22 protein-coding genes and 2 pseudogenes are annotated in these 26,800 nt (G+C 39.7%); 19 read left to right on the top strand and 5 right to left on the bottom strand.

Annotation, left to right across the window (positions count from 1 at the left end; translation table 11 throughout):
- Positions 1-19 precede the first annotated feature (19 nt).
- Entirely contained in the window at positions 20-355 is a 336-nt protein-coding gene (gene petJ, locus H6G83_RS13150; RefSeq protein ID WP_190472546.1) for a cytochrome c6 PetJ, read from the bottom strand.
- 221 nt (positions 356-576) lie between these two features.
- Between petJ and H6G83_RS13145 the strand changes: the two genes are divergently transcribed.
- Positions 577-1,377, top strand: coding sequence for a histidine kinase (locus H6G83_RS13145; protein WP_190472543.1), 801 nt, complete (start codon positions 577-579; stop codon positions 1,375-1,377).
- 379 nt (positions 1,378-1,756) lie between these two features.
- Here H6G83_RS13145 and H6G83_RS13140 read toward each other — a convergent pair whose 3' ends face one another.
- From H6G83_RS13140 to H6G83_RS13130, 3 genes are all read right to left on the bottom strand, one after another.
- On the bottom strand, positions 1,757-1,948 hold the full coding sequence (locus tag H6G83_RS13140; RefSeq protein ID WP_190472540.1) for a YqaE/Pmp3 family membrane protein: 192 nt from the start codon (positions 1,946-1,948) through the stop codon (positions 1,757-1,759).
- Between the two features lie 73 nt (positions 1,949-2,021).
- Positions 2,022-2,432 carry a phage holin family protein gene (locus tag H6G83_RS13135; RefSeq protein WP_190472537.1) on the bottom strand — a complete coding sequence of 137 codons (411 nt, stop codon included), beginning with the start codon at positions 2,430-2,432 and terminating at the stop codon, positions 2,022-2,024.
- A 295-nt stretch (positions 2,433-2,727) separates the two neighbouring features.
- Positions 2,728-4,887 (bottom strand): Tex family protein, encoded by a 2,160-nt coding sequence (locus H6G83_RS13130; RefSeq protein ID WP_190472534.1) that lies wholly within the window; start codon positions 4,885-4,887, stop codon positions 2,728-2,730.
- Positions 4,888-5,137: 250 nt separating this feature from the next.
- Between H6G83_RS13130 and H6G83_RS13125 the strand changes: the two genes are divergently transcribed.
- Positions 5,138-5,344 carry a hypothetical protein gene (locus H6G83_RS13125; protein ID WP_190472531.1) on the top strand — a complete coding sequence of 69 codons (207 nt, stop codon included), beginning with the start codon at positions 5,138-5,140 and terminating at the stop codon, positions 5,342-5,344.
- 32 nt (positions 5,345-5,376) lie between these two features.
- Here the strand turns inward: H6G83_RS13125 and H6G83_RS13120 are convergent, their stop codons facing one another.
- A complete protein-coding gene (locus tag H6G83_RS13120; protein WP_190472529.1) occupies positions 5,377-7,536 on the bottom strand; it encodes a GumC family protein in 2,160 nt (719 codons plus the stop codon).
- A gap of 1,262 nt (positions 7,537-8,798) precedes the next feature.
- Here H6G83_RS13120 and H6G83_RS13115 point away from each other — a divergent pair.
- The 17 genes and pseudogenes from H6G83_RS13115 to H6G83_RS13040 all read left to right on the top strand — a co-directional run bounded on the left by H6G83_RS13115 (position 8,799) and on the right by H6G83_RS13040 (position 26,777).
- Positions 8,799-10,154: a glycosyltransferase family 4 protein gene (locus H6G83_RS13115; RefSeq protein ID WP_190472526.1), complete on the top strand. Its 1,356-nt coding sequence runs from the start codon at positions 8,799-8,801 to the stop codon at positions 10,152-10,154.
- A gap of 601 nt (positions 10,155-10,755) precedes the next feature.
- Positions 10,756-11,184 carry a hypothetical protein gene (locus H6G83_RS13110; RefSeq protein ID WP_190472523.1) on the top strand — a complete coding sequence of 143 codons (429 nt, stop codon included), beginning with the start codon at positions 10,756-10,758 and terminating at the stop codon, positions 11,182-11,184.
- 34 nt (positions 11,185-11,218) lie between these two features.
- Positions 11,219-12,061: an ABC transporter permease gene (locus H6G83_RS13105; protein ID WP_190472519.1), complete on the top strand. Its 843-nt coding sequence runs from the start codon at positions 11,219-11,221 to the stop codon at positions 12,059-12,061.
- A 167-nt stretch (positions 12,062-12,228) separates the two neighbouring features.
- A complete protein-coding gene (locus H6G83_RS13100) occupies positions 12,229-13,521 on the top strand; it encodes an ABC transporter ATP-binding protein (protein WP_190472516.1) in 1,293 nt (430 codons plus the stop codon).
- A gap of 209 nt (positions 13,522-13,730) precedes the next feature.
- Positions 13,731-13,892 (top strand): annotated as a pseudogene (locus tag H6G83_RS36390) (N-acetyltransferase); the annotation flags it as partial.
- A 60-nt stretch (positions 13,893-13,952) separates the two neighbouring features.
- Positions 13,953-14,183: pseudogene (locus H6G83_RS36385) on the top strand (DapH/DapD/GlmU-related protein); the annotation flags it as partial.
- Positions 14,184-14,271: 88 nt separating this feature from the next.
- Complete coding sequence (locus tag H6G83_RS13090) at positions 14,272-14,880, top strand: hypothetical protein (protein ID WP_190472509.1); 609 nt, start codon at positions 14,272-14,274, stop codon at positions 14,878-14,880.
- A 159-nt stretch (positions 14,881-15,039) separates the two neighbouring features.
- Positions 15,040-16,080 carry a Gfo/Idh/MocA family protein gene (locus tag H6G83_RS13085; RefSeq protein WP_190472506.1) on the top strand — a complete coding sequence of 347 codons (1,041 nt, stop codon included), beginning with the start codon at positions 15,040-15,042 and terminating at the stop codon, positions 16,078-16,080.
- The gene (locus H6G83_RS13080) at positions 16,077-17,186 is read left to right on the top strand and encodes a DegT/DnrJ/EryC1/StrS family aminotransferase (RefSeq protein ID WP_190472503.1); all 1,110 of its coding nucleotides are present in this window, start codon (positions 16,077-16,079) and stop codon (positions 17,184-17,186) included. The genes H6G83_RS13085 and H6G83_RS13080 overlap by 4 nt, the downstream gene beginning before the upstream one ends.
- A complete protein-coding gene (locus H6G83_RS13075; RefSeq protein WP_190472499.1) occupies positions 17,186-18,193 on the top strand; it encodes a hypothetical protein in 1,008 nt (335 codons plus the stop codon). The genes H6G83_RS13080 and H6G83_RS13075 overlap by 1 nt, the downstream gene beginning before the upstream one ends.
- A 120-nt stretch (positions 18,194-18,313) precedes the next feature.
- Positions 18,314-18,823, top strand: coding sequence for a tetratricopeptide repeat protein (locus H6G83_RS13070; protein WP_190472496.1), 510 nt, complete (start codon positions 18,314-18,316; stop codon positions 18,821-18,823).
- A gap of 413 nt (positions 18,824-19,236) precedes the next feature.
- Positions 19,237-20,205, top strand: a complete 969-nt coding sequence (locus H6G83_RS13065; protein ID WP_190472494.1) for a methionyl-tRNA formyltransferase — start codon at positions 19,237-19,239, stop codon at positions 20,203-20,205.
- Positions 20,195-21,169 (top strand): NAD-dependent epimerase/dehydratase family protein, encoded by a 975-nt coding sequence (locus tag H6G83_RS13060; RefSeq protein WP_190472492.1) that lies wholly within the window; start codon positions 20,195-20,197, stop codon positions 21,167-21,169. The genes H6G83_RS13065 and H6G83_RS13060 overlap by 11 nt, the downstream gene beginning before the upstream one ends.
- A complete protein-coding gene (locus tag H6G83_RS13055; protein WP_190472488.1) occupies positions 21,162-22,364 on the top strand; it encodes a DegT/DnrJ/EryC1/StrS family aminotransferase in 1,203 nt (400 codons plus the stop codon). Before H6G83_RS13060 ends, H6G83_RS13055 begins: the two co-directional genes overlap by 8 nt.
- Positions 22,365-22,841: 477 nt before the next feature.
- Positions 22,842-24,473 (top strand): glycosyltransferase, encoded by a 1,632-nt coding sequence (locus H6G83_RS13050; protein WP_190472485.1) that lies wholly within the window; start codon positions 22,842-22,844, stop codon positions 24,471-24,473.
- 134 nt (positions 24,474-24,607) lie between these two features.
- Positions 24,608-25,570, top strand: a complete 963-nt coding sequence (locus H6G83_RS13045) for a hypothetical protein (RefSeq protein WP_190472482.1) — start codon at positions 24,608-24,610, stop codon at positions 25,568-25,570.
- Between the two features lie 25 nt (positions 25,571-25,595).
- A complete protein-coding gene (locus tag H6G83_RS13040; protein ID WP_190472479.1) occupies positions 25,596-26,777 on the top strand; it encodes a glycosyltransferase family 61 protein in 1,182 nt (393 codons plus the stop codon).
- Positions 26,778-26,800 lie beyond the last annotated feature (23 nt).

Below are 26,800 nucleotides of genomic sequence, written 5' to 3'. Positions count from 1 at the left end.
TTCTCTTAATTTTAAATTGTTAACGCCAGCCTTTTTCTGCTTGTTCTAAAACATAAGCAGCCACATCTTGAATTTCTTGAGTGCTGAGACGGTCTTTATAAGCTGACATATTATTTTTACCATTAGTGACGATCGCTTCAACCGCCTCTAAAGAATCCATACCATATTTTTTCAGTGCCTTCTTGTACAAATTCTTCCCGCGCCTAACGATGTTCCCACCGTTGATATGACAACCAGCACAGTGAACAGTAAAGATTTGTTCGCCCTTGGCTATGTCTGCTGCGCTTGCGGGTGATGTAGAAATACTTATCAAACATAAAAGAGTTACTAATAGTATTTTGAGTAATTTCTGCACTTAGCTTCTCCAGTAATAGTTTATCTTTCCGCAAAATCTATTAGATAGATATGTACTTATCATCCCATAGAAGGAGTACAAGTTCTTCATCACAATCTGTAGTTAGACTTTATCACTTTTACCTCTCAAGGAAGTACCTCAAATATTAGAGGCTAAATCATAATGTGAATGGAAGACTATCAGCAATTTTATCCAAATTAACTAAATCACCAGAGTTGAAAATGGCTAATAATATCAAACAGCGAATTCAAGCAGACTTACAACAAGCAAAAACAACTGGACAGTTAAGAAGCGAAAACATTCGGGAAATTGTCAGAAACGCAGTTGCTCAATTAGCTTCTGAATTGAAAGAAGGTTCAATTGAAATCCGTTCCCTGGTGAAAGATGCAGTTTCTACCGTAATTGAAAATCTGCAAGATAAAGGCACAGAAATCAAAGAAGAAGTCACCGCATCAATTGAAGGAGCGATTGAAGGCGTTAATACAAAAAGACACGAAGCCATAGTTAAAAATCAGACAGAATTACAAAGACTGCAAGCACAAATTGATGGTGAAGAAGAAAAAATTCAGCAAGAAGTTGATGTAATCTTAGCGGAAATTGCCGAAACTGATCAGGCAAAAACTGATGGAACAAAAACCGCCATCGACTCCGCTATTGAATCAATCAAGAATAGTGAAGAAGCTTCACTCTTAAGGAAGCGTTACGCCCAATTACAAGCTCAATTGTCAATTGTTAGAGCTAATTTAGCAGCTCGTTATGGCGGACGTTCCCAAGAGGTGAAAAATTATCTTGACCAAGCCAAAACTTGGTATGATCAGGCGCGTCCACAAGCGGAAGCCCTATCTACACAAGTAGAACAGAAGCGATCGCAAATCGATGATAAGCTTGGTGAAGCTGGCACATCTTTGGCGAGAAAAGAACATCAAATTAAGCAAACCCTCCGCGAATTACTACTAGCCACTGCTGATTTATTCAAAGATAAAGACCATTCAGAACAAGATAAAACAGTTACCCGCAAATAGTAGGTGACAGGTGACAGGGGACAGGGAATAGTCTTGAAAGCCTTTTATTATCCAGCTTTTGTGATTAATTTATAGCAGGGTACAGGTTACAGGTGACAGGTGACAGAGTTAAAAGTCTTTTGCTGTCTAAGTTTTTTCATTTCTCATGTCCTAACTGTCTTGGCTATTGCTATATGTCCTAATTTATCTGGCGATGGCTATATTTAAAAATATCCCCAACTTCTTCAAGAAGCTGGGGATATTTATTATGGTGGGAATTACTCAGCATATTTAGGTTTTTACCCTATCACCTGTCACCTGTTACCTATCCCCTAAAAAAATAGGCGGGAATATTCCCACCTATTTAACCAATCCAAAGAGTGACATCAACCTTTAAACTCTAATAAATATCGCCACCTCTATTAAATTGTTCATCATGTTTGGCAATGACCCAAACCGCATGAATACTACCAGGAAGCCAACCTAAAACTGTTAACAAGACATTAATTAACAAGGTAGGACCAACACCGACTGTTAAGAAAACACCCAAAGGTGGTACGAGCAAACCAAGCAGAAGACGAAGTAATTTCATGATATTTCTGTTACGTTCCAAAAGTTACTTACATTGTCTGGAATTATCCAGATGACTAACTCCATCCCAGGAATTATCTAGAGGTTAATTCACCTTGAGAAGGTAATTCAGCAGGATTTTGATTGCTTCCGCTTAAAACATTCTTCTCAACAAAGTAGTTGTTAATGAATGTGCTAGCGAAGGAAAGAACAACTGGCCCCAAAATAAATGCGAGAAGACCGTGAGCGCTAAAACCTGGAACCAAAGCTGCTGCTAATGTGAAACACAAACCGTTAACAATTAGAGAAAATGCTCCAAAAGTTACAAGGTTTAAGGGTAATGATAAAGCGGAAAGAACTGGTCTAAGTGAGCTATTGAGGAAACCAACTACAACAGCAGCAATTAACGCAGCAGGAAAATTTGCAATATTAACACCAGGTACTACTATGTCAACAATTAGTAGGCTGAGTGCTGTGGCTAAAACTGTTAAAAATGTTCCCAACATTTTTTTACCTAAAATTCAGTGATAAGGTGTTTGAATCTGCTATTACTATCTTGAAGAATTGGCAACATATCAGCATCTCTTACAAGATAGATAGCTTGTCTATCATCTGGAATATTTAGGTAAATTGAGCGGAAATACTATACGAATACAATATAATTTGTTCGTAGTAAAGGCTTTAGCCTTTTCTTGACCACTAAACTCCTCACGACAAACCTGGAACTATTGACGCTGTTCTACTTAATGCTCAAAATAATTTTATTTTTAATGAGGGCTAAAGCCCTCACTACGAACTTTGTTACTGCTTAACAGCTTTCATCGATAAACTAATTCGCTTTAATTTGGCGTTAACTTCTAGCACCCGGACTTTGACTACTTGTCCTACTTTGACAATCTTTTTGGGGTCATCAACAAATCTGTCAGCCAGTTGGGAGATATGCACCAAACCGTCTTGATGTACGCCAATATCGACGAATGCGCCAAAGTTGGCAACGTTGGTAATAATACCTTCTAATTCCATCCCTTCTTGTAAGTCGGTGATTTCTTTAATCCCTTCTTTAAAGGTGGCGTACTTAAATTCAGCGCGGGGATCTCTCCCTGGTTTTTCTAACTCGCTGAGAATATCGCGCAATGTCGGTTCGCCAACGCTATCGGTGACGTATTTCTTCAAGTTGGCTTTTTTGAGCTTTTCGGCTATCTGCGTCACCTGATTTAAGGGTACATTTAAGTCAGAGGCGATCGCTTCCACTACGGCATAACTTTCTGGATGCACTGCTGTATTATCCAAGGGGTTCTCACCGCCACGAATACGCAAAAACCCAGCCGCTTGTTCAAAAGCTTTCGGACCCAATTTGGGAACCTTCAACAATTGGCGGCGATTTTTAAAGGCTCCATTCTGATTACGGTAAGCCACAATATTATTAGCTACTGCTGGGGTAATCCCGGAAACAAAAGTTAACAGTTCTTTGGAGGCGGTATTTAAATCTACGCCAACGTAGTTAACACAGCTTTCTACAGTCTCATCTAATTTCTTTTTCAGCAACTTCTGATCAACATCATGTTGGTATTGTCCCACACCAATCGACTTGGGATCAATCTTCACCAGTTCCGCTAATGGGTCTTGCAAACGCCGACCTATACTAATCGCACCCCGCACCGTCAAATCTAAATCAGGAAACTCTTCTTGTGCGACTTTGCTAGCAGAATATATAGATGCACCAGACTCATTCACCATCACCTTGGTAGGTTTACGGTCTATTGCTTGTAATACTTGCGAAACAAACTCATCCGTTTCGCGGGAGGCTGTACCGTTACCAATAGCAATTAACTCTACTTGATATTTCTCCAGCAAATTTTTGACAGTTTGCGCCGCTTTTGTGCGTTGTTCAGCAGCTTGATGGGGAAATATTGCCTGATACTCCAAAAATTTCCCAGTCTGGTCAATAATTGCCACTTTACAACCAGTCCTAAACCCAGGGTCAATTGCCATAGTCGGTTTCATCCCGGCTGGTGCAGATAGTAGCAACTCCCGCAAGTTGATTTCAAATGTCTTAATAGATTCAATATCCGCGTAGGCTTTCTTCTCAGCAATGACTTCACTAATTAAGGAATTTTTCATCAAGCGGTTAAACGCATCTTTCAGCATCGCCTGATAGAAATCTCGAATTACTCGGACTTTTGTTTTAATTTCTTGAGATTCCAGATAAGACAGAATCAAATCTTCTTCATAGGCAATATCAAAGCTTAAAATTCCCTCAGTCTCACCCCGACACAAAGCCAACAAATTATGGGGGGCAATATTTTTAACTTTATTTTGATAATTACGGTACATTTCAAATTTTGTTGTACCTTCTGGATAATCATCTTTAATCCGGGAAACAAACACCCCATCTTCTAACAGATAATCGCGAATATATGCTCGCAAATCGGCTTTTTCTGCCACTTCTTCTGCTAAAATATCCGCCGCACCCTTAAGTGCTTCATCGGCGCTGCTGACTCCGTTTGTTTCCGAAACATATTTTGCGGCTTCATCTTCTAACGATGCAGTCAGCGGATTTTTGCCATTTAAAGATTTGATTAAGTCTGCCAGAGGTTGTAATCCTTTTTCTCTAGCAATAGTTGCGCGAGTGCGGCGCTTAGGTCGATAGGGTAAGTATAAATCCTCAAGTTCAGTTTTTTGTAGACAAGCGACAATTTTTGCTTCTAGTTCATCTGTCAGTTTATCTTGTTCGGCGATCGCTTTTAAAATCACCGCCTTTCTTTCTTCTAATTCTGTTAAGTAAGTATACCTATCAGCCAAATCACGCAACTGTACTTCATTCATCTCCCCAGTGCGCTCTTTGCGGTAACGTGCAATGAAGGGAATAGTTGCACCTTCCGCCAAAAGTTCCAGCGCGTTTTGCACCTGATAGGGTTTGAGTTCTAGTTCAGTTGCCAGTAGTTGAGGAATGTTCAGCATCGGGTAATTAATGTGAAAAATTTCTGCCTAAAGTTACTATGCTAAATCTTAGTTTTAGCGCCAGTGATATATATTAAGTTAATTTACCAAATCATTATATTATTTTGAGAAAAATGCGTTATTTTTAAGTAATATACTGTAACTCAACTTGCTAAAATACAAGATTACCTGAGAAAAAAGCAAGAAAAAAGGAAAACTCCCATCTTGTTTTAGCAAAAGTTTACGTTTCTAGTTGGAAGGTTAAGTAAAAATGCCTATGTTTTTTCTGCTTCCCCTAGTTGCGGGTATAGCAACTGGTTACATATCAAACAAATGTCAAGATGAAGTAGCTTATTTAACTGGTACATTTACAGTGCTGAGTCTGGTTTTAAGCATAGTTTTAGCACCTTGGCAAATTCAAGCCCTACTACTGATTGTAGTGTTGGCTAGTACCAACAAATTTTTGAGAAGGAATTAGTCCATAGTCAACTGCCAACTGTCACCTGTTTTTCAGTAATCTCCATACCTACTTTTCTGAGCATTACCAACTACACCTAAAATATTGACAGGAAGCAGTTTTAAATCGTCAATAGCAGCCTTTAAAACTGATGAATCTGTTTTATCAATCTTTACTACCATTAAAACACCATCAGTACTAGGTGCTATTAAGCTAGCATCAGCCAGTCCCAAAAAAGGAGGAACATCATAAATTACTAAGTCGAACCTCTGGGAAAATTCCTGCATCAGCCTCTTCATTTTTTCTGAAGACAGCAATTTTGCTGGATCAGGTGGTATGGAACCAGCCGCAATGATATTCAACTGAGTTATGTCAGGTGCTTGCGTGGTCACTTCATCTACTGATAAGTTACTAGAAATTAAATTGCTCAATCCGCACTCAGTACTGACATTCGCTAGTTTATGAATCGTTGGTTGACGCAGATCCGCATCTACAATTAGTACTCTTTGCCCCATTGTGGCAGCGATTATAGCTAGATGAAAAGCAACTGTAGACTTACCATCACCTTCCGTAGCTGAACTAATCACTAAAGAGCGAATAGCACCATCGGAATTAAGTAATTGAAGATTTGTATACAGCACACGTAAAGCTTCTAAAAATTTGGTTGAATATTCACCAGTCTCCTCAGATTTGTCTGGCGATCGCCTAACTTTTGGTATCAAGTTTAATAGCCACCTTTGATAATTGAGAGACTGGCTACTATCAAGTTGTTCCTCAAAAGGAATATTCCCTATCAAGGGTAATTTGATATCGGCTTTGAGAGCTTGAACGTTATGGTAAGTACTATCGATTTTGTCCAGCAAAAAAGCAGTAACAACACCTAACGCTATACTGCCGACCAAACTAGTTAAAAAACCACGTATACTATATGAAGAATTTGCCGCTAATTGGGGTCTCAGGGGAGCCTCAAGTAATTGCCAACCCAACTCCGTCTGAGAGATGCGAATTTTGAGATTTTCCCTTGTAGAGAGAAAGCGATTTAAACTTTCAGTTGCTACTTGTAGTCTGCGTTGCAATTCTGTATACTGCCTTGTAAATACTGGCAATTGTCGGCGTTTTTGTTCCAGTAGCTGCTCGTTCTTCATGAGTTCCTTGTTAGCAACTTCTAGCCTTTGTAGTTGTACTTCTGCTAGCCCAATTTTTTCCTGCATTTGTTGCTGTGCTTCCTGATGCAGTAACTGCAACAAGTATGCTCTTCTCTCCTTTAGTGTTTGCACTGTTGGATTTTCTTCCTGCAAAAGATTTAAAGCAGCAGCAATTTGAACATCTAGTTGACGCACCTGTGCTAGCAACTGCTGATATGTTTGAGCATCACTCAGCCCTACAGTTTCCCCATCTTTTCCTTTTAAGATCGCTAAATTTTTCCGAGCTTGGGCTAGCTGTAAATCAAATTCCTGTCTTCTACTAGATAACTCCAATGTCTGGTTATTAATTTGGCTTGCTAGAGACTCAGGATCATTCAAGTTAAATTTCTGCTTTAAGATTTGTAGTTCTTTTTGAATCTGATCAACCCGATTTTGTAAAGATGGGAGTTCTCTAGCAATAAAGCGAATTCCTTGACGTAGTTTAGTTTGTCGCCTTTCTTGACTGTATTCTATATATTCCTTAGCTATGCGATCTAATACTGCTTTTACCTGGTCTGGATCTTGGCTACTATAGCGAACCTCGATAATTTTCGTTTCCCCTACTCTCTGAACAGTCAGAGATAACAGCAACACATTATAGTTAATGTCTGGATATTTTTTTTGCAATTCCAACACAACGCTTCTCATGAGTTCAGGACTCTTGAGAATCTGAATTTGAGTCTCGTAATCTAGAGTAGATTGTACTGGATTAGGCTCATTGACAACAGTCACAGCTTTACTATCTTCGTTAACTGGCTCCACCAATAAGCGAAAATTACTTTCATATACTGTTGGTTTGGGGTTTAATGTTGAGTGAACAGCTATAGCTAAAGTAGCTATCAAGCTAACACCTGCAATCACTAATGCTCGTCGTTGTAACAAGCTAACGACCTTAGCCACATTCAACCCGCTTTCTTCTTCTTGCGTGTCAGGTACAGAAAAAGGTTGCGGTTGAAATAAGGGAGCTTGAGAGTTACCTTTGCGTTCAGTATTTACGCCCTGGGTAGATTTGTAAGAATTATTTTCCATTTTTAATAATCTTATGTAATATATTTGTAATTCCTATATTACTATTGATGGTATTATTTCTCTTAACTTCCAAGAATAACCCTTTTATCATGAAGAATTGTGAACCCTGTTTTAAGTCATATTTACATTGTATGAATGTTTCGCTGCTAATCCTGATAAAATATTAAGTTTCGATTATTTTTTTTATGCAAAAGTAGTTAATAATTGTCAGACATATCACTATTTTGTAATGTCGAGTCTGTGATGACGGACACTTCACTGAAGGTTTTGTGTTTATTCATTAAAACTTTATGATTTTTTATAGTGTAAGTATGCTGAAGAAATTGGAAAATAATTTTGAAATATTTATTGATTATATAAAATTTCTATAAAAAATAGTCTACTAAACTTCATAGTATGATACTCATACGACTACTGAGTACATAGAGTTGGCTGATAGCGCTTTTCATTTCCGGGATATCACCATAGTCTCTAGCCTCCTAGCTCTAGCTCCTATTGTATGGACTCTCGTCTCTGTTTGTTGATAAACACACCAAATTACTTTGGTCAATCAATTTTAATAATATGATTTATATAATATGTTTGTTTCTTAAGTAAATTTATTCCATTAAAGATAAAATGTGTTAGCTGGTTAATAAATTGATTAACATAAATTTTGCCACATAATTTGAATATGATAAAGATTGTGTAAAAAGTACTTTGAAAAAATAAAGATTCTATGGTGAGAAGATAGTTATATTTTAAACGTGATATCGTAATTTTACAGATGTAACCTGTTTATTTATATATTATAAATGTAACAAAAGCGCAATCAAGCAAATAGATGATAATTAAGCAACTGATAACAGTCAGAATAAAATATTGAGGCAATAAGTTATGGAGAGAAAATTTATTAAAAAAAATATTAACCTTTTTTGATTAAATCAAATATCAAAATGACTAGTAAAAGCAAAGAGTAACTCTAAAGATAAACACTTTTAAAAAGTGTTATGGATAACAAATATAAAAAAATATTTTTATCCTAGAATTAAGAGTGTAAATTATTAAGTGTTACCCTTGAGTAAGACCGAGCTATTTACGCAAAATCAACCTATATATCCCGATATATATGATTGTAATGGTGTAAAAAACTATTAAATTAAGTAAGTTTGATTTATACGTAAATTAAAAATAGCTGGAAAAGTTCCCAAATAGAAATTAATGGCTAGAGTATTTCGGTAATAGATTCAAGACAATCATGTTTTAAAAGTAGGACACAGCCGATGAGACTCAATGAATGGATTCATCGAAGATTTCTTCAATCCATTGCAACTCGGTTAGAATACAAGGACGATTTCCCAGTAGCTAACCATTCTAGACAGTCAATTAAGCTGTCTGTAATCACTCAATTTTTCCCACCAGACTTTGCGGCTACAGGACAGTTAATTGAGGAATTAGTGCAACAGCTAGGACACCAGGGAGTGAATGTAGAGGTTTTTACAAGTCAACCTGGATATGCTTTTCGTTCTGATACAGCTCCTAATATTGAGCAAGTAGATAATGTAAGAATTCGGCGATCGCGCACAGCACAAATGTGGCCGGGAAGGATTCGCGGTAAAGCGGTCAATGGAATCCTCTACACTTTACGCGCTCTGGTTCATCTATTAAGAGCTTGGCGACGGAACGATATATTGTTGGTAACGACGGCTCCACCATTTTTACCCTTAGTAGGATATTTAGGCAAACTATTGTTTAAATTGCCCTACGTTTGCATACTTTACGATTTATACCCAGATATTGCGATCGCCTTGGGCGTAATTTCTCAACGTAGCTGGCTGGCAAGATTTTGGCAAGAGTTAAACAGAAGAATTTGGCTCAATGCTAAGGGAATTGTGGTTCTCAGTCCGGGGATGAAACAACAGATTTTATCTCAATGTCCACAAATCGCCCATAAAATTTCTGTAATTCACAGTTGGGCTGACCCTGATTTAATCGTACCGATTGCCAAACAAGAGAATTGGTTTGCTTGGAAACATAACCTAGTGAACAAATTTACAGTCTTATATTCTGGTAATATGGGGCGATGCCATGATATCGAAACTATCTTAGCAGCCGCCAAAGAATTGCAAAATGAGCCAGTTCAATTTGTTTGTATTGGTGGTGGGGCTAAACGTGAAGAACTGATTGAGCAAGTGAATCAATTAGGCCTGCAAAACTTCACATTCCTACCTTACCAAGATAAGCAAGTTTTACCTTATTCTTTAACAGCTTGCGATTTATCATTAGTCAGCGTCGATTCCATTAGCGAAAGTTTAGTTGTACCTAGTAAGTTGTATTCAGCCCTAGCGGCGGGAAGACCCTTAGCTGTAATTTGTTCACCCTACTCTTATCTGCGACAACTAATTGCCGAAGCTGGTTGTGGTGGTACATTTGATAACGGTGATGGGCATGGACTAGCACAATTTATCCGCTTACTCAACCGGGATCAACAGTTAGGAGAACGTATGGGCAAAGCTGGTCGGCAATATATGCGATCGCACTTCACTCCCAAAGTGATCTCTCAACAATACTTGGAAGTTTTACGGCAAGCAGTTTCATCTAATGAGCAAATTCCCGTATCACCAAGGAATCACAATTAAGCAGACTAGACATTGAGCAATTTGCATTTATACCAACAAAGATACTGTAAAGTTAATAGAAAACATAGTGATTTGTGGTAGAAATTAATCAGATAATAATGATGAACCCCATCATTTAAACTGCTAAATTGTGAATTGTTGCTTGATGGATAAGTACAATTGGTAGAAGTAGAACAATATAACTTAGCAACAATTACATCACAGGTAATTTATCGCCGTTTCCTCTGATGAGCAAATCCCTGTATCACCAAGGAATCACAATTAAGCAGACTAGATATTAAGCAATTTGCATTTATACCAACAAGATTCTGTAAAGTTAATAGAAAATATAGTAATTTGTGGTATAAATTAGTCAGATAATAATGATGAATCCCATCATTTGAACTGCTAAATTGTGGATTGTTGCTTGATGAAGAAATTCAATTAGTAGAAGTAGAACAATATAACTCAGCAACAATTACATCACAGGCAATTTATTGCCATTAACTAAAGATTTTTGTGGTAATTCTTAGGAGTTGGGCTTCGATGGTCTTGTTGATCTCAGTCCCTCCAAACGGAACCTTCCTATTTTGCTGTTTATTAATTGACATGGGAGGTCGAATTGCAGAGAAGGTGTGACCGAAATCGGAAACGTTCGAAAAGAAGAGCTATATATTGTCCAATTCATGGTTGTTATCTTGACAGCGTGAGCCAAAAATATAAGTTATTTGCTGATCAAGCAGGACAACTGCAACAAAGGGGAATCAGCCGCCGTAATGCCTTAATGCTAGTAGCAAACCAAACCGCAGTTCCCATAGAGGGAGAATGGTTGGAGGCTTTTTGGTGTGAGCAATGTCAGGCGAAGAAATGGTATCACGTCCGCAAAACTGAGGAACGTAGTTATAAAATTGAGCTAGCACCTAACAACTTATGGCAGCAAGTAACAGGGGTAGTTGATTCTCAAGGAAACCCTTCCGTGGGAGAGTTTACCCGCCGACAAGCTAGAATGCTGAGTTATCCCACCATCAAAGATTTCCAATTTGTAAGTTAACTCTGAGAAGATTTATAGTCTTAAGTTAATAGTTATGAGTAGTCAAAATATAGCTTCTAAACAAGAGTTAGTGTTAGAAGCTGGAAGAGCGGAGCGCCAATACTGGCAAGATTTATGGCGCTACCGCGAATTGCTATATTTTCTTGCTTGGCGGGATATTTTAGTGCGTTATAAGCAAACAATCATTGGTCTAGCATGGGCTTTGATTAGACCCTTTTTGACAATGGTTGTATTTTCAGTCATATTTGGCAATTTAGCTAAACTACCTGCTGAGGGTGCGCCTTATCCAATTTTGGTGTTTGCAGCCATGTTACCTTGGCAATTTTTTGCTAATGCCTTAACAGAATGTAGCAATAGCTTAATCGGTAACGCCAACTTGATTTCCAAAGTCTACTTTCCTCGCTTGATTGTACCTATAAGTTCAGTTGTTGTTAGCTTTGTAGATTTTATGGTTTCTGGGATGATTCTACTGGGCTTAATGGCTTGGTACAACTTTGTTCCTGATTGGCGAATACTGACACTTCCCTTATTTATTGGTATTGCCTTTGCTGCTTCGGTAGGTGTTGGCTTGTGGTTTGCAGCGCTAAATGTTGAATACCGGGACTTTCGCTATATTGTGCCATTTATTGTCCAGTTTGGGTTGTACATATCACCCGTAGGCTTTAGTAGCACGATTATTCCTGAAAAATGGAGGTTTTTGTATTCCTTGAATCCGATGGTAGGAGTAATTGATGGTTTTCGCTGGGCGATTATTGGCGGTGAGTCCAAAATTTACTGGACTGGGTTTGGGATATCTCTGGCATTAGTTACACTGCTCCTCTTCAGTGGTATTTGGTACTTCCGCAAAACTGAACGGACGTTTGCTGATGTAATTTAACGTGAGTTCGATGAACCTCTCCCTCCCAACCTCCCTCTCCTAAAAGGAGAGGGAGGAGAAACGAAAAAATCACCGTCTTACTCCCCTCTCCTCGTGAGAGAGGGGTTGGGGGAGATGTCAAAACAACGCTTGTCGAACTCACGTTAATTTAGAAAGGAGAAAAGCAGATGTCTGATACTGTAATTCGCGTTGAAAATATTGGGAAGAAATATATCATTAGTCATCAGCAGGAAAACTCAGGTCGCTATCGCTATAAAGCTCTCAGAGATGTAATTGCTGATGGTGCTAAATCTTTAACACAGAGATTTGTCAAACCTAATAATAATAAAAAAATAGCTAATCCGTCCCGTGAAGAATTTTGGGCATTGAAGGATGTTTCCTTCGAGATTAAACAAGGTGAAGCAATTGGTGTAATTGGGCGCAATGGTGCAGGTAAATCCACACTCCTGAAAGTTCTCAGTCGGATCACAGAACCAAGTAAAGGACGGATCGCTATTCAAGGAAGAGTCGCCAGCTTATTAGAAGTCGGTACTGGATTTCACCCAGAACTGACGGGACGAGAAAACATCTATCTCAACGGTTCCGTTTTGGGGATGAGTAGAGTTGAGATTAAGAAAAAATTTGATGAAATAGTTGCTTTTGCTGACGTGGAAAAGTTTTTAGACACACCAGTCAAGCGCTATTCTTCAGGAATGTACGTGCGCCTAGCATTTTCCGTAGCCGCCCATTTAGAGCCAGAAATTCTCGTTGTTGATGAAGTTTTGGCTGTGGGTGACTCAGCATTTCAGAAAAAATGCTTAGGCAAAATGGATGATGTCGCCACTAAAGAAGGACGCACAGTTCTGTTTGTGAGTCATAGTATGCCAGCGATCGCTCAACTAACCAAACGCTGCATACTACTTTCGCGAGGTGGTGTTCAGTTTGATGGTAGTACTAACAAAGCAGTGCAGCTATATTTAGCTGGACAACAAGATGATTCTGCGCCCCAAGCATACTACCAAGCGCCTGCAAGCAAAACTGGTAATCATATAGCTTGGGCCAAGATACATACTTCCGAAGGTGGCGGAGTTCACTGTTGGGGAAAACCAATTACGGTTGAGTTTGCCCTACATATAACTCAACCCCATGAAAGTTTATGGTTTTCTTTTCAGATAGTCAGTGCTTTGCAACAACCTATTTGTATGATCTGGTTTTACGAACCTGATGCACCGTTTCGACGGGAAGCTGGAACATTCATTCTGCGCTGTCAAATTCCTAAATCTCGGCTCTACATGGGTGCGTACACCTTAACAACATGGCTGTCTGAGCGACGCAGCGAAACTCTGTTAGAAAATCTCCGGGAGATATGCCCATTTGAAGTGTCGATGCACAATTTTGAGCGTCCTGAGTATGAATGGCAGCCTGATGAATGCGTTTATTTAGAAGATGCTGTTTGGCAATCGGTGGAACAAATTATATAGCAGGTGATAGGTGATAGGGAACAGGTAAGAAATCTCTGATTTTTCATGTTTGATGATGGCTATTTTATAGCAGGGGACAGGTGACAGGTGACAGAGTTAAAAACCTTTTCTTGGATAAGTTTTCTCATTTTCTGATGTCCTAACTGTCTTGGCTATTGGTATAAAAATCAAAATTTTCATTGCAAATTGAGCTAGAAAGGTAGATAAAAGTGCCAATAAATTCTGATGTCATCTTAGGCGAAGATGTCAATATTTATCATCCCAATCTGGTGAATCTCTATGGTTGTGAGATTGGCGAACAAACAAAAATTGGAGCCTTTGTCGAGATCCAAAAAGATGTCATTGTCGGCAGTCGCTGTAAAATTTCATCACACAGCTTTCTTTGTGAAGGTGTCACTTTAGAAGATGAAGTTTTCATCGGTCATGGGGTGATGTTTACCAATGATATTTATCCCCGCGCTACCAATGAAGATGGCAGTTTAAAAACAGCAGATGATTGGTACACAGTCAAGACACTAGTTAAACGCTGTGCTTCTATTGGTAGTAACGCGACTATTCTCCCCGGAATAACTATTGGCGAAAAAGCCATCATTGGTTCTGGTGCAGTAGTCACTCATGATGTTCCTGACTATGCAATTGTAGTTGGAGTGCCGGCGCGGGTGATTGGTGATGTACGCGATAAGCTTGTTTCCACTGAAGGCGATCGCACACAAAATTTAGCCATTTCAACTAGCGATATCAATTAATAGTATGCTGAATTGCCGTCAATTAAATTCCACAGTTGCTGTTGTGTCTGTTCTGGGTGTTGCTACCACAGTTACTAGTATGCTCCCCGCTCAAGCGGCGCAGATTATATACAGTAGCTCTGGTGATGTTAGTGGCATCAATGGTCTCATCGTCGATGGCATAAGTTACGAGGTTAGCTTCCAGTTTGATACATTTACTAATGTGTTTGGTACTCCCAATAGTTCTAATTTTGATGAGCCAACTTTTTGGGGAAACCAACAAGCAGCACAAACTGCTGCCAATAGTATTGTGTCTCTTTTGAATAGTCAAGAACCTATTCCTAGAAGAATCAATAGCATTTCTTCGGTTTTGATTCCCTATAGATCCATTATTGCCAGCAATAAATCAACTTTCATTACTAATAAAATCGGTAATTTTATTAGATTTAGGTGGGATAATTACCGAGGTAATTCTCAAGATATTGAGGTACTTGATTTTGGAAAACAAAACTATGCTGTATTCAGACCAATAGTAGCACAAACATCTGTTACTGAACCTGGGGTGTTATTAGGCTTGGTTGGGTCTGTTAGTTTCTTAGGTTTAAGTCATTGGCGAAAACAACTTTTCCAATAGGATTAAGTAAACCGTCGAAAATAAATCAAACTATGTTAACTAGCCTAAAGTTATCACCATAGAGTTCGTAGTCAGGACTTTAGTCCTGACTACAAACCTTGATTTATTTAGTCCGTTCTACTTAATTACTTTTTCAAAAAATAGATTTAGTTAAAAACAATGGGAAGTAAAATTAATATCGGTGTCATCGGTTATGGTTATTGGGGGCCTAACCTAGTACGCAATTTTGCAGAAATACCAGGGGCGCAAGTTACTTGTGTAAGTGATTTTAAGCCAGAATTACTGGCAAAAGCACAAGCACGCTATCCCGCCATCAAGGTGACTAGAGATAGTCGGGATCTACTAAAAGACCCAACAATTGATGCGATCGCGATCGCCACACCCGTTTCCACCCACTACGACTTAGCCCTAGCCGCATTGCAAGCTGGTAAGCACGTCCTAGTAGAGAAGCCCATGACCACCACCTCTGAGCAAGCAATGCGCTTGATTGATGAAGCAGAAAAGCGCAACCTTGTATTAATGGTGGATCACACCTTTGTCTATACGGGTGCTGTCCGCAAAATGCACGACCTAATCGCCACCAAAACATTAGGTGATATTTATTACTACGATTCTGTCCGGGTCAACCTGGGACTATTTCAGCATGATGTTAACGTCATTTGGGATTTAGCAGTTCATGACCTGTCAATCATGAGCTATTTATTACCATCCCAACCTTATGCTGTCTCCGCTACAGGGATGAGCCATGTACCAGGGGAACCGGAAAATATTGCTTACTTAACCTTATTTTTTGCCAATAACTTAATTGCACATATTCATGTTAACTGGCTAGCTCCGGTGAAAGTACGCCGGACGCTGATTGGTGGTAGTCAACGGATGATTGTCTACGATGACTTAGAGCCTAGCGAAAAACTGAAGATTTACGACAAAGGTATTACCACAGTCAATGGTAATACGGAAAGTGTGTACCAAATGCTCATCGGTTATCGTACTGGTGATATGTGGTCGCCTAAGCTCGATGTGACCGAAGCATTAAATACCGAAGGATTGCACTTTATTGATTGTATTCAAAAAGGCGATCGCCCGATTACCGATGGACAAGCCGGACTGCAAGTAGTCAAGATTCTTGAAGCTGCTACCCAGTCTCTCAAACAACAAGGAAAATTAATTGAACTCAATCGAGTAGAGGTAGCAGCATGATTCCCTTTGTAGACTTAAAAGCTCAGTATCTCAGCATCAAAGACGAAATTGATACCGCCGTCCTCAAAGTTTTAGAAAGTACCCAATTCGTTTTAGGTAGTGAAGTCAAGGCTTTAGAGCAAGAGTTTGCTGCTTACTGCAACGCCGAATTTGGTATTGCTGTTAACACTGGTACTAGCGCCCTCCACTTAGCATTATTAGCTGCTGGTGTCGGCTCTGGTGATGAAGTCATTACCGTACCCTTCACCTTTGTCGCCACAGCCGCCGCCATTTGTTACACCGGAGCTACACCCGTTTTTGTTGACATTGACCCAGTTACCTACACCATAGATGTCAACAAAATCGAATCAGCGATTACTGAACGCACAAAAGCCATTCTGCCTGTACATTTGTACGGTCAACCAGCAGATATGGAACCAATCATGGAAATCGCCCGCCGTCACGGTTTGACGGTGGTTGAAGATGCCGCCCAAGCGCATGGCGCGGCTTACAAAGGTAAGCGAGTAGGTAGTATTGGGGATATTGGTTGTTTTAGTTTTTACCCTGGCAAGAACTTAGGCGCTTACGGTGAAGGCGGGATGATAGTTACCAACAATCCCGAATACACCCACACCATGCAGATGTTACGCGACTGGGGACAAGAAAAGAGATATCACCATGTCCTCAAAGGCTATAACTACCGCATGGATGGCATCCAAGGCGCGATTTTGCGGGTGAAGTTACGCTACATCGAAGAGTGGACGGAAGCCAGAAGAACCCACGCCGCCCAGTACAACTACCTTTTAGCCAAGTCTGGTTTAAATACACCTGTAGCCCTAGCCCATAACCGCCACGTTTATCACGTTTATGCAGTGCGGACTACCCAAAGGGAATGGCTACAACAACAACTTAACGCCCAAGGGATTCAAACAGGGATTCATTACCCAATTCCCGTTCACCTGCAACCCGCCTATGCGGATTTGGGTTACCAACCCGGTGATTTCCCCCACTCGGAATTAGCTGCTAGGGAAGTCCTTTCCTTACCTATGTATGCTGAACTCAGCAGCGCTCAAGTCAACCAAGTTGCCCAAACCTTGCAAAACATTCTTCAGGGAGTAGCCGCTTAATGAGTGATCCCCGTCCTGGTTTAAATCCCCATCGCCTCGTCTCCTTGATGCGTCAGGCTATTGAGCGTTGCGATTTGCAATTGTCAGATGCAGTGGTCTTGACAGAAGCGGCAACAGGTGCATATGCAGTCACCCCGGTTGTAGCTGCGATCGCTGGAGCCGAGAAAGTGTTTGCTTTCACCCGGACTACTCGGTATGGTACGGTAGAGCAAGTTCAGGCATTGACACAGCAACTAGCAGATATTGCGGGAGTAGGCGATCGCATCAAATTTATCCCAGAAAAAACTGCCGATATCGTTAGTCAAGCAGATATCATCACCAACAGTGGACACCTGCGCCCCATCAATACAGAAATGGTTGACTGGATGAAGCCGAATGCCGTGATTGGCTTGATGTATGAAGCTTGGGAGTTTAGACCAGAAGACGTGGATCTCGTCGCCTGTCGCCTCAAAGGTATCCAGGTAGTAGGGGTGAACGAACGCCATCCCGCCGTAGACGTATTTTCCTTTTTGGGAATCATGGCGGTAAAACAACTGCTGGATGCAGGTATATCCGTTTATACCAGCAACATTCTACTGTTATGTGACAACCCCTTCCGCCGATTTATTGAACATGGTTTAGTCCAAGCTGGAGCGACAGTTGATAGTGTTGATAGCTTGGTAGCTGCATCTATAGATAAAAATTATGATGCGATCGTCGTCGCCTTGCAACCAAGACTTGAACCCATACTTGCAGCCCAAGACGCAGCAATGATTGCCAAATATTGGCCTGGTACGCTCGTAGCTCAATACTGGGGCGACATCGATCGCAACGCCTTCGCTGCCCATAATATACCCATATCTCCAGAAATTGAGCCAAAACCGGGGCATATGGGCATTCTCCCCTCAGCAGTGGGGCCAGAACCCATCGTGCGCCTGCAAACAGGCGGACTCAAAGCCGCAGAGGTAATTTGGCGGCAAACCTTCCAGCCACAAGTATCAGGGATGGAATTTGTGCAACTGCTGTGATCAGGGCTGACGCACTAATATTATCTGTTGAGACTGGGTGTAAGGGCAATACGGTTCAGTTAGCCCTTTAAAAACAAGCTGATTTTTTCCGTATACCGCATGATAATTAGCTAATCAATTATGCCAAGTACTTTACATATTGGATTATTTGTTTTAGGGGCAGTTCTTGTAATTATAGGCTTTGTTGGAGGTAATTTTAAGTTGTTTGGAGCTGAATTTAGCTCAACTGTTTCTAATCCGTTTTTACGCTTTTCAGCGATTGCTTTAGGTATCTTCTTAATTATTCTAGCAATTGGTCTCAATGAACCAGTACCTACAACACAACAACCACCTGTACAAGACCCACAGTTAATAGCTGATGAATGGTTTAATGAAGGAAAGAAATTAGAGAACGAAGGGAAATGCCAGGAAGCAATCAAAGCCTTTAGAAAGGCAATCAAATCCATCGATGCTTCTCAAGAGTTTTGCCTTATGTGTACTTATAAACATAAAGGAGACTGCGAATTTAAACTAAATCAAATAGATGAGGGAATCGCTTCTTATAATTTAGCAGCACAAACAGCTAGAAAAGCAGGGAGGGAGAATGATGCACAATGGTTTGAAAATGAAATTAAAAATAGAAAGAAGTAATTTATAAACTATTTGACGGAAGTATTGGTAATCTATCCATGCTGGTTGTCCTGGTTTACAAGGTGAAAATTCTACTGTATCAGCTAATAAATGATAGGTTTTTTATCAAAAAAACAATCAGGCTAAATGGGATTAAATATTCTGCATATAAGCATAGTAACTCTTCCATTTTATAGATGTTTCAGCATTTTTGTTCCCAATGCACCATTCTTCTTTTAGCCAAGGTTTTACTTGATTTTTGTTAATGTTGTACTTATTGTTTCGTCTGAAATGCTGTCAATTAATTCTAAACTAACTAATCTATCAGCTAGCAATTACATTGCCCAACTTTCACGCCCAGTTAGTGGATTGCTACAGGCAGTTGCAAGTAAGAAAGCTTTTGTTTCTGGAGTTTAACCTGTTACTTATACCCTATGGTGAATGTACTGCTGATTGGTATCGGCACAACCACCTTGAGCGCCTTGGAATCTTTGATATCCAAGTGTAATGTTCAAGGAGTAGTGCGTGAAGCCCCCATCGATGATTCTGTAATTCAGTTAGCTCAACAAGCAAATATCCCAGTATTTACCGATACCTCCCAAAAAGCAATCAAATCACTCGTTCTCAAATTGCAGCCTGATTGTGTGGTAGTTTCTTCCTACAATCAAATTTTGCCTTCATCAATAATTGAACTGTCTACATTTATCAACGTTCATTATTCGCCTTTACCCCAATATCGGGGTAGAGCTAATGTGAATTGGGCAATTATTAATGATGAACCTGCGGCGGCAATTTCTATCCATAAAATTTCTCCTGATTTAGATGAGGGTAACATTTTATTTCAGCAACTAATTCCCATTCATCTTGAGGATACAGTATCTGATTTATATAACAGATTAAATCAGATTCAACAGGAAAATTTAGGCGAAACAGTTGTTAAAACTTTTCATGGTTATGCAGGAGTAAAGCAAAATAACGCTGAAGCCACCTATGGTTGTACTCGTCTACCAGAAGACGGGGAAATTAATTGGTCTGCTGCTACTAGAACTATTGATTGTTTAATCAGAGCATTGGTTGAACCTTTTCCCGGAGCTTATACATATTTTCAAAGCAAAAAACTGGTGATTTGGCAAGCCAAGCCTGTGCAAAATCCGCCTGTTTATGTAGGCAGAATACCCGGTCGAGTAATTGCCCGATCTAAAACAGCAGGTTTTGTCGATGTGCTTACAGGCGATGGAGTCTTGAGAATATTGGAAGTGCAATTTGCGGGAGAAGAAAGAACAGCAGCAGCTAATGTGATTAAGTCTGTGAAAAGTACTTTAGGTTTACAAACGGCTGATTTATTAAATCGTATTCAAAATCTAGAAGCTCAAATTACCCAACTCAAAGAAAATGCAAAATAAACGAGTATTAATTACAGGTGGCGCAGGTCTAGTCGGTTCCCATATTGCCGACTTATTGGTGCAAGAAGGTGTATCCGAAATTATTATTTTGGATAACTTCACCCGTGGACAAATGAAAAATTTGGCTTGGGCAAAAGAGCATGGGCCTTTAGTAGTTGTAGAAGGTGATATCAGGGATCAAAAACTGCTCGGTGAAGTCATGCAAGGCGTGGATATCGTCTTCCATCAAGCTGCTATTCGCATTACCCAATGTGCCGAAGTGCCACGTTTAGCTTTGGAAGTTTTGGCTGATGGAACTTTCAATGTTTTAGAAGCGGCTGTAAACGCGGGTGTGAAAAAAGTAGTAGCTGCTTCTTCCGCTTCTATATATGGAATGGCGGAAGATTTCCCTACCAACGAATCCCATCATCCCTACAACAACCGCACCCTGTACGGTGCAGCCAAGGTCTTTAATGAAGGCTTATTACGCAGTTTTTATGATATGTATGGGCTGGATTATGTAGGGCTACGCTACTTTAATGTATATGGCCCACGTATGGATATTTACGGAGTATATACTGAAGTACTGATACGGTGGATGGAACGCATCGCCGCCGGACAACCACCATTAATTTTTGGCGATGGTAAGCAGACAATGGATTTTGTCTACATCGAAGACATTGCTAGAGCCAATATTCTCGCTGCCAAAGCCGATGTTACCGATGAGGTGTTTAATGTTGCCAGTGGTACGGAAAGTAGCCTGAATGACTTAGCCTACAGCTTGGCGAAGGTGATGGGATCAGATTTACAGCCAGAATACGGCCCAGAACGCAAAGTCAACCCAGTGCAGCGTCGATTAGCAAGTGTGGACAAAGCGAAGGAATTATTGGGTTTTGAGGCGCAGGTATCCCTGGAAGAAGGATTGAAGCGGTTAGTGAGTTGGTGGCGTGAACAGAAGCTGACAAAGGAAGCGAGCAATGTCTGAAAAAATACAAACTATCCCCATTGCTAAACCCTGGATGGGTGAAGCTGAGGCAGAAGCAGCAAAGCGTCCAATCTTAGCGGGATGGGTCACACAAGGACCAGAAGTTGCCGCGTTTGAACAAGAGTTTGCTGCCTATGTAGGGGCGAACCATGCTTGTGCTGTGTCCAATTGTACCACGGCATTACATTTGGCACTGTTAGCTGTGGGTGTGCAACCAGGGGACGAAGTAATTACCGTCAGCCATTCCTATATTGCCACTGCTAACAGTATCCGCTACTGTGGGGCAATTCCGGTGTTTGTGGATATTGAGCCACAGACATATAACATCAACCCGATGTTAATTGAGGATGTCATCAATGAACGCACTCGCGCCATTTTGATTGTCCATCAAATGGGAATGCCTTGTGATTTGAAGGTAATTTTGTCTATTGCCCGTAGTCACAATTTACCAGTAATTGAGGACGCAGCTTGTGCGATCGCTAGTGAAATCCTCTGGGATGGACAGTGGGAAAAAATCGGTAAACCCCACGGAGATATAGCTTGTTTTTCTTTCCACCCCCGCAAGGTAATTTCCACAGGCGACGGGGGAATGTTGACTACCAACAACCCAGAATGGGACAAACAGTTCCGTCTCTGGCGACAACATGGGATGAGCGTTCCTGATACCGTGCGTCACGGAGCCAAGCAAGTAATATTTGAGTCTTACCCCATGTTGGGTTACAACTACCGCATGACTGATATTCAAGCAGCAGTGGGACGGGAACAACTCAAACGCCTACCGGAAATTGTGGAACGTCGGCGTTACTTGGCACAGCGTTATCAGCAAATGCTGGCAGATGTACCAGGATTGAAATTACCCACAGAACCGCAATGGGCAAAAAGTAACTGGCAAAGCTTCTGTGTCCGGCTACCAGAGAAATGCGACCAAGTGCAAGTGATGCAGGCAATGTTAGATGCTGGCGTATCTACCCGACGTGGTATTATGTGCGCTCACCGTGAACCAGCTTACAGTATAGAAGCTTGGTCTTGTGGAGTTGATAGCGATGCTTGTAATTGTGAGTTAGGCAAGTGTCAGCGTCTCACCGAAAGTGAACAAGCTCAAGAACGTGCTATTATCTTGCCACTGTTTCATCAGATGACCGAGCAAGAACAGGATCGGGTAATTGAGCTTTTGAAAAGCACAATATTAGGGTGAGTCAGATGTGGAAAATCCCTTTATTTGTAGGAAATTATTGGGGCTGACGCATCCTACTGGACTGTCTAAGCTAAAATGTGGCATTATTTTTTTCTTGTGGGATGGGCATCTTGCCCGTCCGGTGCGGGCAGGATGCCCACACCACAAGATTTATTTTTATTGCACAAAATTAGTCCGGTCACGCTACTACTGGCGTGGCAAGCTTAAAATGTTGCATTAATTAACCACAGAGGCACAGAGACACAGAGGTTAGAGAGGAAACTTATTGCACTATTTTAGCCTTGCCACGCCACTACAGTTAGTTTGGTTATGACAGTTGCGTAAGTCCTATTTAATTCTCTTTCTGACGTTGCTTACTTGTGGGATAGCAAAATGTAGGTAGCGTCAGTACGAGAAACCCTGGGTACACCAAAAAAATATTTAAATTGACGCATCCTAATAACTCACAAGAATCATCCTTTAATATAGATAATTCATATGTTGGAAACGACATTGCAAGACACCATCAGCCTGTGGCGAGAAGAAAGTCTTCGCCTCATTCCGCAAAACTTTGAAGTATTTCAGAACTTAGTTGCGCGTGCAGAAAATTTAGTTCAAAGGCGAAAGTATGACGAAGCTGCGGTTTATGCAGGGATAGCGGCTTGGTTTGCTTGCGCTCAACCTTGTGGGTTGTTTGTCAGTTCTCAGCTTGAACAAGTACTTTTAACAATTGGGCAAAAAGCTATTAGAAGTAGTTATCAAACTCAAAATTTATCTCCATCCCAAAAACCCAGAAAAATACTCCATGTTTGTACATCTGTGGTGTCTATTGGTGGGCTTCCGAAAATGCTTTGTCGTTGGATTCAGCAGGATAAAGAAAGTCACCATTCAGTTGCTTTGACCAATCAAGATTTTAACAAAATACCACAAATTTTAAAAGATTCTGTAAACGAGAGCGAAGGCAAAATATATATTTTGAATCGGTTAGCTAATGGCATTGTTGATAGAGCTAAAAAGCTACGGGAAATTGCTACAAAGGCAGATTTAGTTATCCTGCACATACATAACCAAGATGTAATTCCCATAATTGCCTTTGCTAATAAAGAACAATCACCACCAGTGTTATTTGTAGATCATGCTGATCACCTGTTTTGGTTAGGTGCTGGTATTAGCGATGTAGTTGTGAATTTGCGCGAGTCTGGGATGCGTTTATCACAGCAACGTCGGGGTATTGAGGCAAAACGTAACGTACTTCTACCAACTATTGTAGAACCAACTTACAGAAAATTTTCTCGCTCCCAAGCCAAGCAGCAGTTAGGTATTGAAGACAATAGTATAGTCCTGCTTTCAATCGCCAGAGCCATTAAATACAGCAAAACTGTAAACGGGATCAACTTTGCAGATGTACACCTGCCTATTTTACAAAAATACAAGAATGCTTATTTGTTAGTGGTGGGGGCAAACAATCAGGAGGATTGGGCAACAGCGATTAATCAAACACAAGGTAGAATTAAAGCGATCGCGGAAACTGAAAACACTGCTATATATTACCAAGCTGCTGATATTTATGTTGATTCGTTTCCCTTTGTTTCTATTACTTCTTTATTAGAAGCGGGTAGCTATGGTGTACCTTTAGTTACTCGTTATCCTTACTCTTCTGAGGCTTCGGAAATTCTTGGTGCTGATATGCCCGGTTTAACGGGTAATCTCATTCGAGTAGGGAATATTGAAGAGTATACAGCTTGCTTAACGCAATTGATTGAAAATGAAGAATATCGACTTTCTTTAGGGGAAGCAACCAAAAATAAAATAGCACAGACACACTGGCCCGCAAATTGGCAATTAGCTTTAGAAAATCTGTACGCACAAGCTACTATAATACCTCGGTTAAGTGAGCGATCGCCTCTTAAGGATCAAATGTTTTTGGGTGAGCCTGATCTATTTTTACCCCAGGTTCATGGTTGGAAATTCGATTTAGATTTGGCTATTCAACCTTATCTAACATCCATGCCATTTACTCAACGGCTCTACCACTGGTGGCAACTAGCCAAAAAGTATGGTTTTAACAATCGTCTCAGTTTGTTATTACCTAGTTGGCTTTATTCATATTATCAAAAATTGAAAAGTTAATATCTCGTTATCAGTATAGCAGGGGATTGATAGAGGAACCTTGCTTAATATAAGGATTTTGTGATTTCTCATTGTCCTAATCTATGTTGCTAATGCTGTAAGTAATACAATTATTATCCTAGATAAAAAAGAAAATGAATATAAACATAGTGCGTCACAGCTTGAAGAGAATTAAATTAGGAAGAATTTTATATCAAAGTTTTTACAAACCAAAGGCAGAGCTTGTATATAATTACAATTTACTTTTAGCCAACCGTGGGGAAGAACAACTAAAAAATAAATTGCTACTATTGGAACCTTTACAATTTCCTTTCATAGATATAAGTATCACCTTTCTCACAGGAAAAAAACATTGGCATCAAACTGTATTATGTGCCTTATCTTTGGTCAAAGTCATTAAGCATATTCCATCTTTCACTATCTATGACGATGGCACTCTCGGTCAGGAAATAACTGATTTGCTAAAAAAGCTATTACCAAATGCTTCTATAATATCTACACAACAAGCCGAAGATATTGTTAATAATTCATTGTCAAGAGATGTTTATCCAGCCTTAAGAAAGGCAAGAGATAAATGTATTTTTATGCGAAAATTTATAGATAATAACTTGGTTTCACCAGGAAGCATTTATTTAGATAGCGATATGATATTTTGGCAATATCCCCAAGAATTAATCGAGTATTATCAAAATAAAACCCCTTTCTTCATGAAGCAAAATAAAATGCCAAATGATTTAGGGTTAATTTGTAAAGCTTCCATAATTTATGAAACTCTAGGCATAGAAACATCACAGCATTTAAACGGAGGGATTATTTATCTAGGTAAAATCAACATCGATTGGGATCAAGTTGAGATTTGGACAGAAAAGTTGCTCAAAATACCTAATCAGTTTAACCCTAAACATATTGAGCAAACTCTATATTCATTACTCTTTGCTCAACAACTAGAAAATGTCGTAGGGTTGCCTGATAGTTATTATGTGGCATTTGATGATGATTTTCCCGAAAATTTAATCTTATCTCATTATGTACATCCTCTGATGAAATGTAAGTATATGAGTCAAGAATGGCATCGCTGGTTTTATAATTTTAATTAAAATATCAGACAATATATAATAAAAAATGTATTCCTTTTTTGTAAAACTACTGCCTAAAACAGTCAGACCAATCATAAAGAATAAGCTGCAAATACTCCATTATACCTGGTTAAGATTCATCAGCTACTTCTTGTTTCCCTTCATCAGTTACCGTTCACCATTACGTGGATATTACCTTTACACTAAAGATTTAATCAATAATATTGATGGAGAATACATTCTTTTAGAGAAAGAAAAATCTATAGACTTTCCCAGCTATCAAAGCAGTCATCTCAACAAAACTGCATCTAAACAAAAGTTTCTTTCTCCAGAAACTTTTGTGTCTGTCATTCCCAATGGAAGAGTATTATATGACTATGGAATCGTAATTTCTCCTGACCATAGGCTGGTAGGTGATGTTTCTATCAAACTGGGAGGAGAAGCTTCAGAACACCCAGTGATGTTTGACCTCTATTTTCCATCAGTAGAAAAGGTTTCTGGAACTCTGGCTGTTATCAGTTCCACAGCACATCAAAGATATTTTCATTGGATGTTAGATATAATGCCTCGTTTTGATTTACTTAAAAGCTCAGGCATTATAGTTGATAAATATTTCATCAATTGTGAAAAAAGTTTTCAAAGAGAGTGTATAGAAGCATTAGGTATACCTGAAGAAAGAATAATTCAACCCCAATTTAATACTCATCTACAAGCTGAGAGTCTAGTTGTTCCTTCACTCCCAGGGAAAATACATTACGCGACTCTTCGCTCATGTAATTTTCTACGTTCTATTTTTTTAGATGAGCCTAATTATATTCAGCCTTATAGATATTTATACATTACACGTACAGATGCTTTGACTCGGAGAGTAATTAATGAACAAGAAGTTTTGCAAGAACTGGCAAAATATGGTTTTGAAAGTTTAGCAATAGAAGGACTGACTATTAAGGAACAAGCAGAACTATTTGCCAGTGCCAAGATAATAGTTGCACCACATGGTGCTGCATTGACCAATATAGTTTTTTGTCCAAAAGGCACTTTGGTCATAGAGTTTATGCCAGATACCTATATAGAAAAATGCTTTCAGCGTTTAGCTGAGTTATTATCTTTAAATTATCAATGCCTAACAGCAAAAACCTATTCAAAATCTTTACAATCAACACATGATCATTATGTTGATGTACAAGAGCTTAGTTCACTATTACAAAGTTGTGGATTAATTCATTAATAAACTAAGCTAATTGTTGATAA

The organism is Anabaena azotica FACHB-119, from assembly GCF_014697625.1.
GTDB classification, from domain to species: Bacteria; Cyanobacteriota; Cyanobacteriia; order Cyanobacteriales; family Nostocaceae; genus Trichormus; species Trichormus azoticus_A.
This window is presented reverse-complemented; position numbering and strand designations above follow the sequence as displayed.

Bases quoted from the DNA above. Each gene is read 5' to 3' on its own strand.
- H6G83_RS13145 (WP_190472543.1), top strand. From the start codon at position 577: ATGGCTAATAATATCAAACAGCGAATTCAAGCAGACTTACAACAAGCA.
- H6G83_RS13140 (WP_190472540.1), bottom strand. From the start codon at position 1,948: ATGAAATTACTTCGTCTTCTGCTTGGTTTGCTCGTACCACCTTTGGGT.
- H6G83_RS13135 (WP_190472537.1), bottom strand. From the start codon at position 2,432: ATGTTGGGAACATTTTTAACAGTTTTAGCCACAGCACTCAGCCTACTA.
- H6G83_RS13130 (WP_190472534.1), bottom strand. From the start codon at position 4,887: ATGCTGAACATTCCTCAACTACTGGCAACTGAACTAGAACTCAAACCC.
- H6G83_RS13125 (WP_190472531.1), top strand. From the start codon at position 5,138: ATGCCTATGTTTTTTCTGCTTCCCCTAGTTGCGGGTATAGCAACTGGT.
- H6G83_RS13120 (WP_190472529.1), bottom strand. From the start codon at position 7,536: ATGGAAAATAATTCTTACAAATCTACCCAGGGCGTAAATACTGAACGC.
- H6G83_RS13115 (WP_190472526.1), top strand. From the start codon at position 8,799: ATGAGACTCAATGAATGGATTCATCGAAGATTTCTTCAATCCATTGCA.
- H6G83_RS13105 (WP_190472519.1), top strand. From the start codon at position 11,219: ATGAGTAGTCAAAATATAGCTTCTAAACAAGAGTTAGTGTTAGAAGCT.
- H6G83_RS13100 (WP_190472516.1), top strand. From the start codon at position 12,229: ATGTCTGATACTGTAATTCGCGTTGAAAATATTGGGAAGAAATATATC.
- H6G83_RS13090 (WP_190472509.1), top strand. From the start codon at position 14,272: ATGCTGAATTGCCGTCAATTAAATTCCACAGTTGCTGTTGTGTCTGTT.
- H6G83_RS13085 (WP_190472506.1), top strand. From the start codon at position 15,040: ATGGGAAGTAAAATTAATATCGGTGTCATCGGTTATGGTTATTGGGGG.
- H6G83_RS13080 (WP_190472503.1), top strand. From the start codon at position 16,077: ATGATTCCCTTTGTAGACTTAAAAGCTCAGTATCTCAGCATCAAAGAC.
- H6G83_RS13075 (WP_190472499.1), top strand. From the start codon at position 17,186: ATGAGTGATCCCCGTCCTGGTTTAAATCCCCATCGCCTCGTCTCCTTG.
- H6G83_RS13070 (WP_190472496.1), top strand. From the start codon at position 18,314: ATGCCAAGTACTTTACATATTGGATTATTTGTTTTAGGGGCAGTTCTT.
- H6G83_RS13065 (WP_190472494.1), top strand. From the start codon at position 19,237: ATGGTGAATGTACTGCTGATTGGTATCGGCACAACCACCTTGAGCGCC.
- H6G83_RS13060 (WP_190472492.1), top strand. From the start codon at position 20,195: ATGCAAAATAAACGAGTATTAATTACAGGTGGCGCAGGTCTAGTCGGT.
- H6G83_RS13055 (WP_190472488.1), top strand. From the start codon at position 21,162: ATGTCTGAAAAAATACAAACTATCCCCATTGCTAAACCCTGGATGGGT.
- H6G83_RS13050 (WP_190472485.1), top strand. From the start codon at position 22,842: ATGTTGGAAACGACATTGCAAGACACCATCAGCCTGTGGCGAGAAGAA.
- H6G83_RS13045 (WP_190472482.1), top strand. From the start codon at position 24,608: ATGAATATAAACATAGTGCGTCACAGCTTGAAGAGAATTAAATTAGGA.
- H6G83_RS13040 (WP_190472479.1), top strand. From the start codon at position 25,596: ATGTATTCCTTTTTTGTAAAACTACTGCCTAAAACAGTCAGACCAATC.